The sequence below is a fragment of the Paenibacillus sp. FSL E2-8871 genome, assembly GCF_038000345.1.
Taxonomy (GTDB): Bacteria; Bacillota; Bacilli; order Paenibacillales; family Paenibacillaceae; genus Paenibacillus_AQ.
This window is the reverse complement of the sequence record NZ_JBBOBV010000003.1, coordinates 25,001-41,970: the sequence shown is the minus strand read 5'-3', so window position 1 is coordinate 41,970 and position 16,970 is coordinate 25,001. Positions and strand designations below refer to the sequence as shown.

The following is a 16,970-nucleotide window of genomic DNA, read 5'->3' as shown; positions in this document are numbered from 1 at the left end:
ACGTTTAGTGAGCTGAATAAATGCCATTCCCATTTTAATGAATTGGTGGATTATGTGAAGCGTGGTGTTTGGCAGGCTGGGGGAGTGCCGATGGAATTCCCGACGATTTCGATTGGTGAGCCTTATGTGAAGCCTACAACGATGCTGCTGCGTAATTTGATGGCGATGGATACGGAAGAAATGATGAAGGGGCATCCCATTGACGGGGTAGTGCTGCTTGGGGGTTGCGATAAAACGGTACCCGCTCAGCTGATGGCAGCCGCTAGCGCCAATATTCCAGCCATTGTATTGACAGGTGGCCCTATGCTAAATGGCCGATTGGGCGGGCGTAGCCTTGGAGCGTGCACGGATTGTTATGGCTTTACGCTGGAGCATAAAGCCGGAAATATAAGTGACGAAGAGCTGGCTGTTGCAGAGAATGCAATTTGCCGTAGTGATGGTCACTGCATGGTGATGGGCACAGCAAGCACGATGGCCTCGATCGCCGAAGCAATCGGCATGGCGTTACCGGGCTGTGCGGCTATTCCGGCGCCGGACAGCAGACGCAGGCATATGTCTGAGCGAACGGGCAAGCAGATCGTAGAGCTGGTTCGCCAGGGCATTCGTCCCCGCGACATCATGACTGCGGCGGCGATAGAGAATGCGATCACAGTTACGATGGCGAGCGGCGGATCGACGAACGCTATCATCCATCTTATAGCGATCTCCCAGCGGCTGGGGATGAAGCTGCCTTTAGAGACATTTGACCGGATCAGTAGTCAGACCCCGTTTATTTTGAACCTGCGTCCTTCGGGCAAATATCAAATGGAGGAGTATTTCGAGGCAGGTGGTGTACCCGCACTGATGAAGGAGCTGGAGCCGCTGCTGCATGGGGATTGCTTGACTGTAACGGGCAGAACGGTTGCAGAAAATCTGGTTCAGGCAGTAACGCTGGACAGAGATGTGATTCGTACCTTGGAGGAGCCGCTGGACAGCCAAGGTGGGATTGCCGTATTGCGTGGGAATCTGGCGCCGGATGGGGCGCTGATCAAGCAAACCGCTGTATCCGCTCATCTCAAAAAGCATATCGGACGCGCAGTAGTGTTCGAGAGCCCGGCCGATCTAAATAAGCGGATCGATGATCCTGATCTGGTCGTGGATGAGAACAGTGTGCTAGTGCTTAAAAACGCAGGCCCGAAGGGTGCTCCAGCGATGCCGGAGATCGGGCAAATCCCGATTCCGAAAAAGCTGCTGAAGCAGGGCATACGCGACATGGTCCGCATCTCTGACGCGCGGATTAGCGGTACTTCCTATGGCGCATTGATTGTACATGCGGCGCCGGAAGCTGCTGTTGGTGGTACGCTGGCGCTTGTGCAGGATGGCGACGAAATTGAGCTGGATATTTCCGCGAGGCGCTTGGAGCTGAAGGTGTCGGATGAAGAATTGGCACGACGTAGGGTCTCATGGCAAGCGCCCAAGCCGCACTACGACAGAGGGTATGGCTTGCTGTTTCATGAGCGTGTGCTTCAAGCGAACCTCGGTTGTGACTTTGACTTTCTTCTCCCTGTTGAGCTTAGAGAAGAGTTGCTGAGCGAGAGGGAATCGGTGCACTCGAAATAATAGCCGAGACTGAAATAATCAAATGCTTGTGAAGATAAAATAGCTGCACTTTATACAACTACAGTATATCGTAATCGTCTCATGTGGACTTTAATTGCACTTCATACAGTTAAATCTTATCAAATCGCTGTTTGTAGTCTCATTCTGGATTATTAATTGCAGATAGTACAACTAAATTGCCATCTACGGGAACAGGAGTTGTTATAAGTGTACGAAATACACTTATATCGCACGAATTGTACAAATTGTACGAATCGCACGCATTGCACGAATCGCAAGTGTCGCGTATGTCGCAAATATCGCACGAATCCGTACGTATTTGCGGCTCCAGAAGTGGCTATCGGAGGAATTGCGACCCTTGTGCAGGATGGCGATGAAATTGAGTTGGATATTACCGCGAGGCGCTTAGGGCTGAAGGTGTTGGAAGAGAATGAGGCCAAGCGGCGGATTACAAGGCAAGCGCCTAAGCTACACAACGACAAAAGTTAGTATGAGTTTACTAGATTGTCTGGACTGAATTTGGTTTATTGCTTTGAATGATTTGAATGATTTGAATGATTTGAATGAGATGATTGCTTTGCTTTGAGTGATTGCATTTTATGCAATAGATTCCGCTCAGAGAGGCTGAATTTTGATTCTATTGCACTATGTGCAATGAAATTTCAGATAATTACCACTAAACGAGCTTATGGCAGGAATCTGATGTATGAAGTGCAATAGATTCATTTTTTAGCGATGAATTTGGAAATTCTATTGCACATTCTGCAACCAGAGAGTTAGTTTTCGATTGTAGCAAGCTGGTTTGTGAATCTAGCTAGTTAGCTTTCGATTGTAGTTAGCTTGGTTTCCGATCACAACAAGCTAGTTTCTAATCTCAGCTAGCCTGGCTTTCAATTACAGCTAGCAACGTGTCCGATTACACCAAGCTATAAGGTCTTTTGTGGTAAAAGCAACAAACTTGAGTCAATGGAGAGGAGAGTTCAATGATGCGAACCGTTCAAGAGTTGGAGGAGCGCTTGGCAAGTCCATCGGCAGCACTGATTGAGGAACTTAGCCAGCTCGATGGAGATATTATGCTACTAGGCGTAGGGGGCAAGATGGGACCCAGTCTCGCAAGGCTAGCGGTGAATGCAATTCGCCAAGCGGGGCTAAACAAGAAAGTTATCGGCGTATCCCGTTTCTCGAATAAAGAGCTGAGACGAGAGCTTGAAGAGGCAGGGGTCGAGATTATCTCCGCCGATTTGTCTGACGATAAGGCGCTGCAGTCACTCCCTGAAATCCAAAATATTCTCTATATGGCCGGGAATAAATTCGGCACGACCGGGAATGAGCATTTCACTTGGATGATGAATGCCTATCTGCCGGGCCGCGTTGCGGAAAGGTTCCGTAATTCACGAATGGTTGTATTCTCGACAGGCAACGTTTACCCTTTTACTCCGGTCAGCCAAGGAGGCGCAACGGAAAGAACTTCTCCGAACGCGAACGGGGAGTATGGGCAATCCTGTCTGGGCCGGGAGCGTATATTTGAACATTTCTCTCATAAAAATGGAACGCCGATGTTCATTTATCGGCTGAACTACGCCATTGATCTTCGGTATGGTGTGTTACTGGAGCTTGCTCGATCGGTTAGGGAGGGACTTCCCATTGATATCACAATGGGTCATGCCAATGTGATCTGGCAAGGGGATGCGAATGAAATCGCATTGCGAGCACTGCTGCGTTGCAGTTCGCCGCCTAATGTCATGAACATTACTGGGCCTGAGACATTGTCCCTGCGCTGGGCTGCGAATGAATTCGGCCGAAAGTTAGGCATTGAGCCGATTTTTACAGGTGCAGAAGCACCTACTGCACTGCTAAGTAATGCAGCGAAAGCCGCTGCCACCTTTGGCTATCCGCGGGTATCGCTGGCCGAAATGATCGACTGGATTGGCGATTGGATAGGGCAAGGCGGAGAAACCTGGAATAAACCTACGCATTTTCAGGAGCGGGAGGGCAAATATTAATGACACTGACAAGAGTACCTTTGACTTCGGAATTACATGCCGCGCTTCATGATGGGTTGGCTATTCCCGCACATCCTCTCGCCTTAACTAAAGAGCGCAAGCTGGATGAGCGACGTCAACGGGCACTTACCCGTTATTATGTTGCTTCCGGGGCGGGTGGAGTCGCGGTTGCCGTGCATTCCACTCAATTCGAGATCAGGGATCCAGAAGTAGGGCTGCTGGAACCTGTGTTACGTCTAGCTGCGGAAGAGGTGGAACTTGCCCAGCTAAATCGGCCATTCATGAAAGTAGCGGGTATTTGCGGTGGGACGGATCAGGCTGTTCTTGAAGCGCGCCTTGCCGCAAGCTTTGGGTATGAAGCGGGACTGCTTAGCATGGGAGGCCTGCAAACCTTGAGTGAGGAAGAACTGCTAGAACGAACACGCAGAGTGGCAGATGTGATTCCGGTGTTTGGTTTCTACCTTCAGCCGTCGGTGGGAGGACGGATTTTAAGCTTTGATTTTTGGAAGTCATTCGCTGAAATAGAAGGCGTAATCGCCATCAAAATGGCGCCGTTCAATCGTTATCAGACGCTGGATGTAGTCAGAGCTGTGCTTGAATCCAGCCGTAGCGAAGAAATTGCTCTGTACACCGGAAATGATGATAATATTGTCAGCGATCTGCTCACGACCTTCCGATTTATGGTGAACGGCAAGCCCGTTGAGAAAAAAATAGTCGGCGGCCTACTCGGTCACTGGGCAGTCTGGACGAGCAAAGCAGTACAGCTGCTTAATGAGATTAAAAAGGTCAGAAGTGAACCCTCGTTGGCATCCAATTGGTTGACGCTTGGGGCTGAAGTGACGGATAGCAATGCGGCGATATTTGATCCCGCGCATCATTTTCATGGCTGTATCCCGGGTATTCATGAAGTACTTCGCCAACAAGGATTGCTTGAAGGCTTATGGTGTCTAAATCCGGAGGAACGATTATCCCCGGGGCAAGTGGAGGAAATCAACAGAGTGCGCAGAGACTATCCCCATCTGGTGGATGATGGATTTGTGGCATCGCATTTGGAAGAGTGGCTGCAATAACACGTAGTTGTATAAGAGTTAAGGAGGGCGCACTTTCGACAAGTGCGTTCTTTCTTATCCAGAGTGCGATATCCTCCGCCTCATGATACAATAAGGGACAAGTTTATAAGGATGAGGTGACTTTAATTGAAGTATGATTTCGATCGCGTAATTGACCGCCGTAATACACGTTCTTACAAGTGGGACCAGTCCGAGAAGTTGTTTGGTGAGAAGGATATTATGCCACTTTGGGTGGCAGACATGGATTTTGAAAGTCCTCCTGCAGTGAAGGAAGCGATTCTGCGCCGCGCAGAACAAGGGGTTTACGGATACAGTGTACCTAGTGACTCTTATAAAGAAGCTATCACGTCGTGGTTCAGAAGACGGCATGATTGGGAAATTAAACCGGAATGGATTTCGGATTCTCCCGGAATCGTAACCTCCTTAAGTTTTGCTGTAGAGCTGTTTACCGAGCCAGGGGACGAGGTTATTTTACAGTCGCCAGTCTATTATCCCTTCTATGACGTCATCCAAATGAATGATCGCAAGGTCGCCAAGAATCCGCTTGTTATTCGTAATGGACGCTTCGAGATGGATTATGAGCAATTGGAAGGGCTGATGCAAGGTGGAGCCAAGCTGCTGCTTTTATGCAGTCCGCATAATCCGGGTGGTAGAGTATGGGAAAGAGAAGAGCTGCTGAAGCTTGGTGAGCTCTGTCTGCGTTATGGAGTGACCGTAATCTCTGATGAGATTCATTGTGACTTGGCGCTTCCAGGTTATGAGCATATCCCTTTTGCATCCTTATCTGAGGAAATTGCGAATATTACACTAACCACACTTGCCGCGACCAAAACCTTCAATCTACCGGGGTTACAATCTTCTTTTATCGTGTCTTCCAATCCGGAATTGAAGCTTAAATTTGATCGAAAAATGAAAGCCTTGAGTTTACATATGGCTAGCTACTTCGCCCAAGGTGCAGTAGAAGCTGCCTATAATGATGGTGAAGAATGGTTGGATGAGCTTTTAGAGTACGTGTCAGGCAATGTGGACTATGCGATTAGCTATCTGTCGGAGCATTTGCCGCAGGTCCAAGTGATGCATCCGCAAGGCACATACCTGCTATGGGTTGACTGCCGCGGTCTGAATCTGGATATAGATGGACTTAAACAGCTGATGTACAAAGAGGCTAAAGTTGCTTTTAATGAAGGCTCTGTCTTTGGAACTGAGGGACAAGGTCATCTGCGGATCAATCTGGCTTGTCCTAGATCTATTCTAGTTGAAGCGTTAGAACGCTTTTGCCGAGCAGCTGTAGCTTATACTGCGAAATAAAAGGTATTCCTGAAGCTTGATGATTCCTTCTAAGGGGATCGTCGAGCTTCTTTATTTTGCAAAAAGGTAAAAAGAATAATAAAATGGAGTCCATTACGTCAAGCAGGAGGACTTCAAATGAAATGGGTAGCTCAGCTTCCGTATTATAAGATACAGCGAGAAATTAAGGATGGAGAACAACGAAGTATTACATGCAATCGCTTAATGTATTTGTACAAAGATAGAGTCGTGACTCGTCATCGTGAATTTCCAATAAAAGATATTTTAGATATGTCCTATCGCTCGATGGGAGGTTCAGAGGGGATGTTCTATCTGTACACGAGTAAGGGTGTATATACTTATTTGGTAGAGTGTGATCCTGAAAGCTTTATTCATACTTTTAAAGAACAGCAAATGAATAAAATTGAGCGTACTGGTAGGCCGTGATATGATAATCCATACGACATTGCAGGGTGGGAGAGAACATAAATGAGCAAAACACGAATTATTATTGATGTAGACACAGGTATTGATGACGCACTGGCGATTCTGTATGCCTTACGCGCTCCAAACGTAATTGTAGAAGGAATTACAACCGTTTTTGGGAATATTGATGTCGACAAGGCGGCGGACAATTCACTGCGACTGATTGAGCTTGCTAAGCCTGGTTATGAGATTCCTGTAGCTATTGGAGCATCCAAGGCACTTGTTCGTGAGCACTCAGGCTACGCCACTCATGTGCATGGTGAGAACGGTATTGGTAATGTGGAAATTGCTCCATCCAGCCAGCGTCCCATTAGCGAAACTGCATCAGAGTTTATTGTCCGGATGGCTAATGAGAATCCCGGAGAAATTGTATTAGTTACACTGGCACATCTAACCAACCTTTCGATGGCGCTTGATATGGATCCTGGTATTAAGAATACTTTGAAAAAAGTAGTGGTGATGGGCGGTACGATCTTCAATCCCGGCAATAGAACACCGGTTGCAGAAGCGAATATTGCTGGAGACCCTGAAGCTGCAGATCATGTATTTACATCTGGACTTCCCGTAATGATGGTGGGTTTAGACGTTACGCTTAAGACGCGGATTACCCAAGAGCATATCGATTTATTAAACCGTTTTGGACGTGAAGAGAATAAAGAGATCATTTCGTTTATGGAACAATCGCTCACTCATTATTTTAATTTCTATCGTGAAGCGAACTTTTTGATTAACAGTGCACCGCTGCATGATCCGCTCGCGCTTATGGTTGCGCTGCAACCAGATCTAGTAACCTATAAAGAAATGAATGTTCGTGTGGAGCACAAAGGTGAGTTTACATCGGGAATGGTCGTAGCGGATTTGCGGGCTCTGCCAAAAGTGGGTAAACCCATACGAGTCGCTGTGGATGTAGATGTTGAACGAGCAGTGGGAACCTTTTTGAGCGTGTTTATGTAATTTTGTCGACCTCTACTAATATGAAAAATAATAATTTCGAAACTCATAAATGACAATCTATTAATTTTACAATTGGATAATCTTTGGTAAAATGGTAGAAGACATATAAAGAGTTTAAGAGATTACACTTCATATTATGGAAGATGGGAGACTTAACAGTCATGAACAAACGGATTGGCAAATTGGTTTTATGTCTGGCGATTTCGCTAGGCGGCACCACGGCATTATTCCAAAACACTACACAAGCAGCACCCGCAGGTGGAGTTAGTATTGTGCTGGATGGTTATGCACTGCCGTTTCCAGTAGAGCCTGTTGTGATGAACGGAACAACGATGGTTCCATTCCGGGCGATATCAGAAGCGCTGGGGATCAACGTAGAGTGGAATCAAGCGCTTAAGAAAATTACCGCGACCAAGACGGATACAGCGGGTACTAAAGTGGTAACGTTGACCCTTGGTAGTAAAAATGCAGGCGTAAACGGCGAAGTTGTGAAGCTAGGGGTTGCCCCGCAAACGATCCGTAATAACACGATGATTCCACTCAGCTTTTTCGGCCAGCAGTTTGGTGCGGGCGTAGCTTGGGATCAAGCAACCAAAACGGTATCGATCACTTCACCAAAGACGGATATGTATAAGCTGGGCTTTTATGCGCTTAGCTCATACAGTGAAATTTCGTTACTTCCTAGCTTTGATGCTGTAGCTTTTGGGTGGAGCGGGATTGATAAAAGTGGACAATTCACCACGACAGGCACTGACTTTAGATGGCCTCAAGCAGCTGGGGATGTAACCCCAGAGTCTATTATCTCGAATGCAGCAGCAGGTGGCACAGCGCCTTATCTGATGGTCTTTTCTGGTGACACTGCAGCGGAGCTCACGAAGAATCTGGAAGATAAAGTGCTTCAAGAGCAGACGATTACAGGAATCATTGATCTGGCTACACAAAAGGGATTCCAAGGCATCACGCTGGATCTCGAAGGACTGGGTCTAACGGGAGATAAAGCAAAGGTGCAAGCCGATTACAATGCTTTTGTGAAGAATTTGTCTCAAAAAGCACATGCAGCAGGTCTTAAGCTCACGGTTATTCTTCATCCATTAAACAGCTCTTATAAAGGTTATGATTACAAGACGCTGGGAAGCCTCGCAGACGATTTGGTCATTATGGCTTATGATTATTTGCAAGAGAAAAAAATTCCAGAGCCGATGAGTTTAGTTGATGAAGGCATCCGGCTTGCACTTCAGCAAGTGAGTAAGGATAAGCTGATTCTCGGTATTTCCGTATACAGTGAGAATGAAACATCAGTAAATTCCAAGGTTGGACTTGCCAAGCGTTACGGTCTAAAAGGGATTGCAATTTGGCGTGTGGGCTTGATTGGACAGCCTGTCTGGAATGAGATGGGCAAGTCGGTGGAGTTGTAGGCGGGATTATGATACGTTATCAAAAGAAAAGGGCTGCCATTTGGCAGCCTTTTTTTCTTAGTACGCCCAGCATGGGCGTTATCTTTAGGGTGAAAGTCCCGAACGGGGGCTGGCGAGCGCCTACCGTTAGCCAAGGGCAAGGGTGTCCACCGCGAGGCGGAATCTGAAGGAAGCCGGAGGCAAAAGCACGGGCCAAGGTACACGAACTGAATTTGAGGCTGTGTCAGCCGGATGAGTCACCTAAACATGACGAAATCCAAAGCCGCCAAGGGCTGGTGCGGTATACTTCAGTGGTCGCGGGCGGAAAGATAACGTTCTTATCTGGGGAGGCCTGCTGGATATGCAAGAAAAAAAACTTGTAACCGTAGCCGAGAGGCTGCGCTGAACCGGCAGGAGTCAGCAGAGGCCATAGTACGTAAGCTGTTGCAACAGCTACGGAAGGGCTGAACCGAAAGGAGAGAGGAAGACGATGAGTTCGTATGAAGAGCAACGACAGCAGAATATCTCGCAAGAGAGCTTGCGGCAAAGAGAAGCGGTGAAGCCGCCAGGGTATGCCGGAGCGCCGAGTTCTTCGTCGGCACAAGTCGCCCCTTCCAATCGCGAAGCAGAGAACAACTTGCTGGAGCGAATGCTCGAAGGAGATAACCTACGACTCGCTTACAAACGAGTGGTGCAAAACGGAGGAGCGCCCGGCGTGGACAATGTAACGGTAGCGAATCTACAAGCTTACTTGAAAACACACTGGGAATCGGCAAAAGCCGAACTTCTAACAGGAACCTACAGACCTGCGCCAGTCAAACGGGTGGAAATCCCCAAACCCGGAGGCGGTGTACGGCTGCTAGGTATCCCGACCGTGATGGACCGTTTTCTCCAGCAAGCCCTTCTACAAGTGATGAACCCGATCTTTGACGCACACTTTTCATGGTATAGCTACGGCTTTCGGCCGGGAAAGAGTGCGCATGACGCCGTTAAACAAGCCCAAAGATACATCCAAAGTGGCCTGAGATGGGTCGTGGACCTAGATTTGGAGAAATTCTTTGACCAGGTAAATCACGACATGCTGATGGCAAGAGTTGCGCGAAAAGTGGTAGATAAAAGAGTGTTGACACTGATTCGTGCCTATCTAAACGCTGGAGTCATGGTGGATGGAAAACGAGAGCGCAGCAGGGAAGGAACGCCACAAGGCGGTCCGCTCAGTCCACTCTTAGCGAATATTCTATTGGATGATCTGGATAAGGAATTGACCGGACGAGGCCTGCGGTTTGTGCGCTATGCGGACGACTGCAATATCTTTGTGGCGAGTAAGCGAGCAGGGGAACGTGTTATGGAATCGGTTAGCCGATTAGTGGAAGGAAAGCTACAACTGAAAGTGAACAGGGAGAAAAGTGCGGTAGCCAGACCCTGGCACCGGAAGTTTCTAGGGTTTAGTTTCCTGAGCCAGAAACAGGCAATGATTCGATTAGCACCGAAGACAATCTCACGATTCAAGGAAAGAATTCGTGAACTGACGAATCGAACCTGGTCCATTTCTATGGAAGAACGAATCAGCCGACTAAACCGGTATTTGATGGGGTGGCTCGGCTATTTCCATCTGACGTCGGCGAAGAAACACCTCCAAACGTTGGACCAGTGGATTCGGAGAAGACTCCGAATGTGTCTGTAGAAGCAGTGGAAACGAGTGCGCACACGAATCCGCGAACTCCGGGCACTTGGGGTTCCAGAGTGGGCCTGTTTTAGGCTGGCCAACTCGAGGCGAGGCGCATGGGAAATGTCCCGGAACACGAATAATGCCCTTCCCACTTCCTACTGGGAAGCGAAAGGGCTGAAAAGTTTGCTTTCACGTTATCTGGAACTTTGTTAACCTTTTGGAACCGCCGTATGCGGACCCGCTTGTACGGTGGTGTGAGAGGACGGGAGCTTGCCGCTCCCTCCTACTCGATAAAAGAAAAAAATTATATGCTTGCGCAATAAATTATCCTTATCTTTCTCACATAAAGCTAGAATGGAATAGATCTATTAAAGTATAGGGAAATCCTCCCTATAAATTCTGTATTTTAGGGTTGTACAGGTGGAGTATAGGGAATTTCTCCCTATATTTCAGCGGATATCATCGTTTTTTAGAAAATTTCCTGTATTATAGGGAGAAATTCCGCATAACTAGGTAATTGTGAAGAAATCATCCTGAAAATAGGGAGTTTTTCCCTATAAATCTCCCTTGCCATCTCCCATCACAATTTTGACTGGGTGCAGGAGGTGGGGAGTTTGGGATATGAAATCTAAAATGGATCGGAATTTATAGGTTTCACGGCATAAATGATCTTTCTCTTATGGAGGGGGATATGCCTATTCATACGTACCATTCTTGATGGACTCGATAGTAGTGAACATCATTGAGTATACATTTTTAATGTTGGGTTCATTTACTTTGCCGTTGGAAAGCCCGTATTCCCAAGATCTATATTTTTCACCATTATGGAAATAGCCTGTGACATACATATCATTATTAAAATTTGTTAAAGAAGAGTGTTCATACGATACATCTTCAAGAACAAACGGCATAAATGATTTCGTAGCTCCAATAAAGAAGAAAGGAACACTTGCATTTGTGTATACTTTAACATACTTGTTGTCGTCCGCTTCTTTCAGATGCTCTTTCGTAATAACTACAGCATCATATTGGGAGGAGAGTTTTGAATAATCTTCTAATTCCTCAAAAGAAATACTTGTGAAGTGCACATGTTCTTCTCTTATTTTAGGGACCTCACCAACAACACCTATAAATAAGCTTTTCCCTGAGTACAGCGGTGTATCAACCGTATCGGCATTAGATGTACAGCCTGTAACAAAAATGACGATTAAAATAATGAGTGCGTTTAGGATGATTTTCCTCATCTTTTGGCTCCTTTCAAGCGTTCTGCATGAGTTGTATCTGCTTACAATAAAGTATTATAGTGGAAATTATTGGTGCAGACCAGTAAATGGGTCATGGACCTCGAAAGAAGCCTGATTCAGAGGAGGGTTATGTTGCATCCAATTACTGCAATAGAAATCATATTTTCGGTTGTTTTTGTCCTCATTATATTTGGAGTAGCCTTGTTTTTACCCCGTAAGATTAGGAAGTCTGGTTTAATTATAGTATCTTCAATAACTGTACTTTTGCTATTATCCTTCGCTATTCGCCCCTACTGGATTGATTATCAAGTATCCCGAAAAACAGAACAACTCAATCACTATTTGGAGGAGAAATACCCTAATCAAGAATGGGAAATTAGTCGACAAGAAGGTAGACAATATAATCCTTATCATTTACAAGTTAGATTCAAAAACGAAGAAGGTTGGATTTATATTTATTCAGTCGTAAATGAGAAGAAAATTCACCAGAGCGTTTGGGTACCATCAGGTGGTAACTCTTTCGAAGAAGGAAAGCATTACGAAAAATGAGATCAGCTGAGTAGTGACGAAGGGAAGTTTGGAACTGTAGGAGCGATAGCGACCGCCTTTGTCTCCGGATTTCAACCGTTTAATACGGTAAAATCAAAGAAATCTGGAGACAACAGCGGCCGGAAGTCCAAACATTCCCGAAGTTACGTCCGAAAGCTGCTGACCTGGATTTCTCAAACACACTTCGACTGTTATATACCTCACATTAACCTAAGCCATAAACCTTTATAATCTCTAAGATTGAACCCTTGAATCAAATCATTATTTTTCAGGAGGACTTTAGAGAATGAGATATAAAGCATTGGAACTAGACAAACCGCTTACTTATGAGCTGGAAGGCTTAGAAATAGGAGTTACCTCGAACTGTAATTTTCGCTGCGATTATTGTTGTGCGTATAATAGAAATGATGGACAAAGCATCAAGGCTAAAGAGGTTATCAGAATTCTTGAAGAGCTTCCTGGTCTGAAAAGAGTACGCTTGTCAGGTGGCGAGGTCACATTAAAGTTCGATGACTGTGTGGAGATTGTAAACTACTGCTCATCCAGAGGGATTCAGACACAGCTCAATTCAAACGGCAGTCTTTTAAATGCTGAACGGATTGATCAATTGGTCGCGGCAGGATTAACGACGATACATATTTCCTTCAATTTTACTACAGCGGACGCCTTCTCTCGTTATTATAATATTCATCCAAGCATCTACGAGAAAATTAGAGAGAACATTACTATGTTCGCGGCAACTAGTGTAGATACGGTGCTGGAAACGCTGTTGTTCAGCGAAACTCAGGATAATATGAAGGAAATTAGTGATCACGTATATGCGATGGGTGTTAGAACACATGAGATTCAGAACAGTATTATCATGGATCATACGGGTTGGAAGTCTATAGCTGCCCGTGAACAATTAAAGAATGCTGTGAGTGAACTGATCGCTATGAAGGAAGAGGATACGACCCTGTATTTTACTTGTATGGACCGGTTTATGGATGCGCTTGGGTTCGAGGAGCAACCGGGCGTTTATTTTCCACACTGCATAGAGGGCAAGAAACAGCTTCATCTACATGGCAATGGTGACATCCTGATCTCTGAATTATGTCATCCCGTTATTATTGGCAACATTTATCAGGGGACCTCACTGAAGGACTTATATAGTAACATGCCAGCGCCTTTGGCTCAGTTCCTGGATAAACTGCCATGCCCAGCACTGGACGCATTGTTTCCGCAAGGGGTTTAAATCTTTAGGTATTTTAATAAAAAAAGTACCAGGAGCCAATTTAATGAATTGGTTCCTTTTTTGTGTAGTAGATTAATGGAAAGTCCTGTATGATTTCTGTAAGCTTATAGAGACTGCTACAACTTAAATTTGCGGATAAGGAATGTATGAAATCCATACATAAGGTATGCGACACATGCTTACGAATATAAGAAATGGACTCATCAAATCCAATGTTGTTCTCGAAAAAATCATGCCATTATTAACACCTACTGCCATCGTGGTTGGTGTGCTTAATGAAAGCAGACTCCTACCATTCACAGGTCTCGTCCCATGGATATTCGCCTTTATGACATTGATCGGAAGCTTGAAATCCAATCTCAAAGATCTGCTGGGCGTGCTGCTGAAACCACAGAAGTTGATCGTATTGATGGTTATTCTTCATATCGTGATGCCGCTCATTGGCTGGCTCGTTGCAAGTGCTGTTTTTCCGGGAGATCCTTACACAGTGACAGGATTTGTACTGTTGTTTGCGATCCCAACGGGTGTCGTTAGCGTGGTGTGGGTATCCATATACGGCGGGAACATTGCACTAACTTTGGCACTTATTCTAATCGATACGCTCTTGTCACCGATTGTCGTTCCGGGTACCTTGTATTTGCTCATGGGAGCGAGTGTGGAGATTCAGCTTGGGGAAATGATGATAGGACTCCTATGGATGGTTGTCATTCCTTCGGTAGTCGGGATGCTTCTGAATCAATGGACAAAAGGCAAGGTGAATGCGGTATGTGGACCTCCGCTTTCCCCATTTGTAAAGGTTGGGTTGTTCATGGTTGTTTCTATTAATGGTGCTAGCATTGCCCGTTATCTGAAACACCCGGATAGTAAATTAGCGATTATTATTGGCGTAACCTTTGTAACCGTAGTTCTCGGATATGTAATCGGAGCATTGGTATCGCGCCGTTTCCGCTTTAGCTACGAAGATTCTGTGGCCGTACAATTTAATTCCGGCATGCGTAATTTAAGCGCGGGAGCTGTGCTCGCAGTAAAATATTTTCCTCCGGCTGTTGCACTCCCTGTGATTTCAGGAATGTTATTCCAGCAAATTCTCGCTGCAATGTCTGGTCTGTTTTTACGTAGCAGAACTAAACACCCTTTAACAAATGGTGCAATTACGCAAGTTTCCCCAGCATCCCAGTCAGAACCGCCTATTTCATCTTAGAAATAAAACAGGTCTTAATAACTAGTAAAAAGAAGATTACCGAACTAGTAGAACTAGTTTTTTCTGCATTTATATGCAAAAATTCGACATTTTTTGATATTTTCCGTATTTTCGCTTCGTCAATATTCACTAATTTATCATCATATCCGATAGTAGTTGTATTATTTACAATTGCATTGTTCTCTAATGAACAGTAGTCGGAAGGATGAGGAAAAATGAAGATTCGTCTTAAACTATCACTTATGATGATAGGTGTGACCCTATTATGTATTGCAGTAATGGGGGTTTTTACATATTTAAGGTCAACTCAGGCCATTGTGAGCCTTACTGAGAATTCTATGAAGCAGGTCAATACGAATAAAGCTCAGACCATATCGGCTATGATTTCGAAGGAGCAGAGAAGTATTGAACTTATTGCGGGAAGGTCGGAAATTGTCGAATTATTACTCCAAGCAGGGAATGGTGGCGTTGCCAAGGGGAGTAAGCTACAGAATGAGGTAAATATAAGCCTTCAGGGAATTGTGAAGGATGCTGGGAACCTCGAACATGCTTTTGTCAGTGATATGAATGGAATCGCTGTGGCTGACAGTGATATTAAGCTTATAGGTACGGATTTCAGTGATAGAAATTATACGAAGAAAGTAATGGAGACTGCGGCGCCGGTAATTAGCGAAACGCTGAAATCGAAATCTACTGGGGCTTATGTGGTAGGATTTGTACATCCGGTTAAGAGTAACGGGAAGATGATTGGATATGTAGCTTCAGCGGTTTCTGCAGATAGTATGATTAAGTATTTAGCAAACACAAAAGTGGTGAACACGACGAGCTCTTATGCCTATTTACTGGATGAGAACGGAAATAAACTGTATCATCCGGATCAAAAACAAATCGGACAACCGATTGAGAATGCTCTGATCTCGGCTGTTATGGATCGTGTGAGGGCTGGTGAAGAGGTAGCAGATGGCCTGTTTAATAATACATATAATGATGTGGAGAAGAAATCAGCTTACACGGTAATTCCTGAGACCAACTGGTTGCTTGTATTAACTGCTGACTTAGATGAGATAGTGAAGCCTGTCACTGATATGAGAAATTTTAACATTATACTGGGTGTAGGAAGTTTGATTATTGCATTGTTGATTGCTTTATATTTTGCCCAAAAAATCTCTTCACCGATTGCTAAATTGACAGATTTGATAAATAGAACGGCAGATCTGAATTTGACGTATGAATCCCAGTACGAGTATCTGACGAAAAACAAAGATGAAACAGGTACGATAGCCATAGCGATGCTCCGAACACGGGTTATTCTTCGTGATATGGCGGGTAGTCTAATCACGATCTCGACCAAGGTGCTTGATAATGCGGAGACTCTTGAAAAGCTGTCTATAGATGTACGGGAGAATGCTCATGACAATTCGGCAACTACACAGCAGCTTTCGGCAGGGATGGAGGAGACAGCAGCTTCAACACAAGAGATGACAGCAGCGATAACTGAAATTGATATTAATGTGTCTGAGATCTCCAGTAATGTGAAGGAAGGCGCTGAAGTTTCCAAACAGATCAGTGAGCGGGCGATGGCGTTACAAGATGAGGCGTTAGAGTCAACGGATAATGCGAAGCGAGTGTATGAATCTGTTCGTATCGATATGGAAAAAGCAATTGAACAGTCGAATGCGATCTCAGAGATTAATGTACTGGCGGATACGATTCTGTCGATTACTAGCCAGACCAATCTGCTTGCTTTGAATGCAGCGATCGAAGCGGCTAGAGCAGGTGAGGCAGGTAGAGGATTTGCTGTTGTAGCTGGTGAAATCCGCAAGTTGGCTGAGAAATCGTCAGAGACTGCGGCTGGGATTCAAGGGGTCGTTTCAGGTGTATATGCTTCTGTTGAACTAATGAAGGAAAATTCAGAGGCGTTACTTGCTTTTATTGACCAGAATGTTCTTGGAGATTATGAGCGGTTAACGGAGGTAAGTCAGCAATATAACAGTGATGCTACTACGGTGAATTTGCTGATGAATCAATTCGAGACTGCGGCGGATCATCTAAGTATGGCGGTATCTAGTATTTCTATTGCGGTCAATGAAGTGGCTGCTACAGTAAATGAGGGGGCTATTGGGATTCAGGATATTGCGGTGAAGACGGCTGATATCGTTGAGAAGACATTCCATGAAGTTACGGTGGCTGACGAGAATACCCAAAGCGCCAAGGAACTACAGGTGCTGGTAGACAAGTTTAAGATCTAAACCGTAAGAATTATTAAGGGTATTTTTATCT

At 45.3% G+C, this 16,970-nt stretch carries 13 protein-coding genes and 1 pseudogene; 13 read left to right on the top strand and 1 reads right to left on the bottom strand.

The features are described from left to right. The 9 genes and pseudogenes from NYE25_RS31225 to ltrA all read left to right on the top strand — a co-directional run. On the top strand, positions 1-1,599 hold a 1,599-nt coding region (locus NYE25_RS31225; RefSeq protein WP_341147859.1), incomplete at its 5' end, for an IlvD/Edd family dehydratase. 207 nt (positions 1,600-1,806) lie between these two features. Further along, a complete protein-coding gene (locus tag NYE25_RS31220; protein WP_341147858.1) occupies positions 1,807-2,088 on the top strand; it encodes a dihydroxy-acid dehydratase domain-containing protein in 282 nt (93 codons plus the stop codon). A gap of 497 nt (positions 2,089-2,585) precedes the next feature. Next, the gene (locus tag NYE25_RS31215) at positions 2,586-3,602 is read left to right on the top strand and encodes an NAD-dependent epimerase/dehydratase family protein (protein ID WP_341147860.1); all 1,017 of its coding nucleotides are present in this window, start codon (positions 2,586-2,588) and stop codon (positions 3,600-3,602) included. After that, complete coding sequence (locus NYE25_RS31210) at positions 3,602-4,672, top strand: dihydrodipicolinate synthase family protein (RefSeq protein ID WP_341147857.1); 1,071 nt, start codon at positions 3,602-3,604, stop codon at positions 4,670-4,672. The genes NYE25_RS31215 and NYE25_RS31210 overlap by 1 nt, the downstream gene beginning before the upstream one ends. Before the next feature lie 126 nt (positions 4,673-4,798). After that, positions 4,799-5,980: a MalY/PatB family protein gene (locus tag NYE25_RS31205; protein WP_076298577.1), complete on the top strand. Its 1,182-nt coding sequence runs from the start codon at positions 4,799-4,801 to the stop codon at positions 5,978-5,980. Between the two features lie 117 nt (positions 5,981-6,097). Further along, positions 6,098-6,406 carry a hypothetical protein gene (locus NYE25_RS31200; RefSeq protein WP_076283228.1) on the top strand — a complete coding sequence of 103 codons (309 nt, stop codon included), beginning with the start codon at positions 6,098-6,100 and terminating at the stop codon, positions 6,404-6,406. Positions 6,407-6,448: 42 nt separating this feature from the next. Next, positions 6,449-7,399, top strand: coding sequence for a nucleoside hydrolase (locus NYE25_RS31195; RefSeq protein ID WP_341147856.1), 951 nt, complete (start codon positions 6,449-6,451; stop codon positions 7,397-7,399). Positions 7,400-7,560: 161 nt separating this feature from the next. Beyond that, a complete protein-coding gene (locus tag NYE25_RS31190; protein WP_340968633.1) occupies positions 7,561-8,814 on the top strand; it encodes a stalk domain-containing protein in 1,254 nt (417 codons plus the stop codon). A gap of 469 nt (positions 8,815-9,283) precedes the next feature. Continuing rightward, positions 9,284-10,675, top strand: a pseudogene (gene ltrA / locus NYE25_RS31185) (group II intron reverse transcriptase/maturase). Between the two features lie 482 nt (positions 10,676-11,157). Here ltrA and NYE25_RS31180 read toward each other — a convergent pair. Next, a complete protein-coding gene (locus tag NYE25_RS31180; protein ID WP_341147855.1) occupies positions 11,158-11,706 on the bottom strand; it encodes a hypothetical protein in 549 nt (182 codons plus the stop codon). 129 nt (positions 11,707-11,835) lie between these two features. On the opposite strand from NYE25_RS31180, the gene NYE25_RS31175 reads away from it, so the two are divergent. The 4 genes from NYE25_RS31175 (at position 11,836) to NYE25_RS31160 (ending at position 16,939) form a co-directional block, all read left to right on the top strand. Then, positions 11,836-12,255: a hypothetical protein gene (locus NYE25_RS31175; protein ID WP_341147854.1), complete on the top strand. Its 420-nt coding sequence runs from the start codon at positions 11,836-11,838 to the stop codon at positions 12,253-12,255. Positions 12,256-12,541: 286 nt separating this feature from the next. Further along, positions 12,542-13,489, top strand: a complete 948-nt coding sequence (locus tag NYE25_RS31170) for a radical SAM protein (RefSeq protein ID WP_341147853.1) — start codon at positions 12,542-12,544, stop codon at positions 13,487-13,489. Between the two features lie 175 nt (positions 13,490-13,664). Continuing rightward, entirely contained in the window at positions 13,665-14,690 is a 1,026-nt protein-coding gene (locus NYE25_RS31165; protein ID WP_341147852.1) for a bile acid:sodium symporter family protein, read from the top strand. 215 nt (positions 14,691-14,905) lie between these two features. Beyond that, positions 14,906-16,939 carry a methyl-accepting chemotaxis protein gene (locus NYE25_RS31160; protein ID WP_341147851.1) on the top strand — a complete coding sequence of 678 codons (2,034 nt, stop codon included), beginning with the start codon at positions 14,906-14,908 and terminating at the stop codon, positions 16,937-16,939. Positions 16,940-16,970 lie beyond the last annotated feature (31 nt).

What these genes read in the sequence shown, in the direction of transcription:
- NYE25_RS31160 (WP_341147851.1), top strand. Translation starts at nt 14,906, where the DNA reads ATGAAGATTCGTCTTAAACTATCACTTATGATGATAGGTGTGACCCTA.
- NYE25_RS31175 (WP_341147854.1), top strand. Translation starts at nt 11,836, where the DNA reads ATGTTGCATCCAATTACTGCAATAGAAATCATATTTTCGGTTGTTTTT.
- NYE25_RS31190 (WP_340968633.1), top strand. Translation starts at nt 7,561, where the DNA reads ATGAACAAACGGATTGGCAAATTGGTTTTATGTCTGGCGATTTCGCTA.
- NYE25_RS31195 (WP_341147856.1), top strand. Translation starts at nt 6,449, where the DNA reads ATGAGCAAAACACGAATTATTATTGATGTAGACACAGGTATTGATGAC.
- NYE25_RS31215 (WP_341147860.1), top strand. Translation starts at nt 2,586, where the DNA reads ATGCGAACCGTTCAAGAGTTGGAGGAGCGCTTGGCAAGTCCATCGGCA.
- NYE25_RS31165 (WP_341147852.1), top strand. Translation starts at nt 13,665, where the DNA reads ATGCTTACGAATATAAGAAATGGACTCATCAAATCCAATGTTGTTCTC.
- NYE25_RS31180 (WP_341147855.1), bottom strand. Translation starts at nt 11,706, where the DNA reads ATGAGGAAAATCATCCTAAACGCACTCATTATTTTAATCGTCATTTTT.
- NYE25_RS31210 (WP_341147857.1), top strand. Translation starts at nt 3,602, where the DNA reads ATGACACTGACAAGAGTACCTTTGACTTCGGAATTACATGCCGCGCTT.
- NYE25_RS31170 (WP_341147853.1), top strand. Translation starts at nt 12,542, where the DNA reads ATGAGATATAAAGCATTGGAACTAGACAAACCGCTTACTTATGAGCTG.
- NYE25_RS31200 (WP_076283228.1), top strand. Translation starts at nt 6,098, where the DNA reads ATGAAATGGGTAGCTCAGCTTCCGTATTATAAGATACAGCGAGAAATT.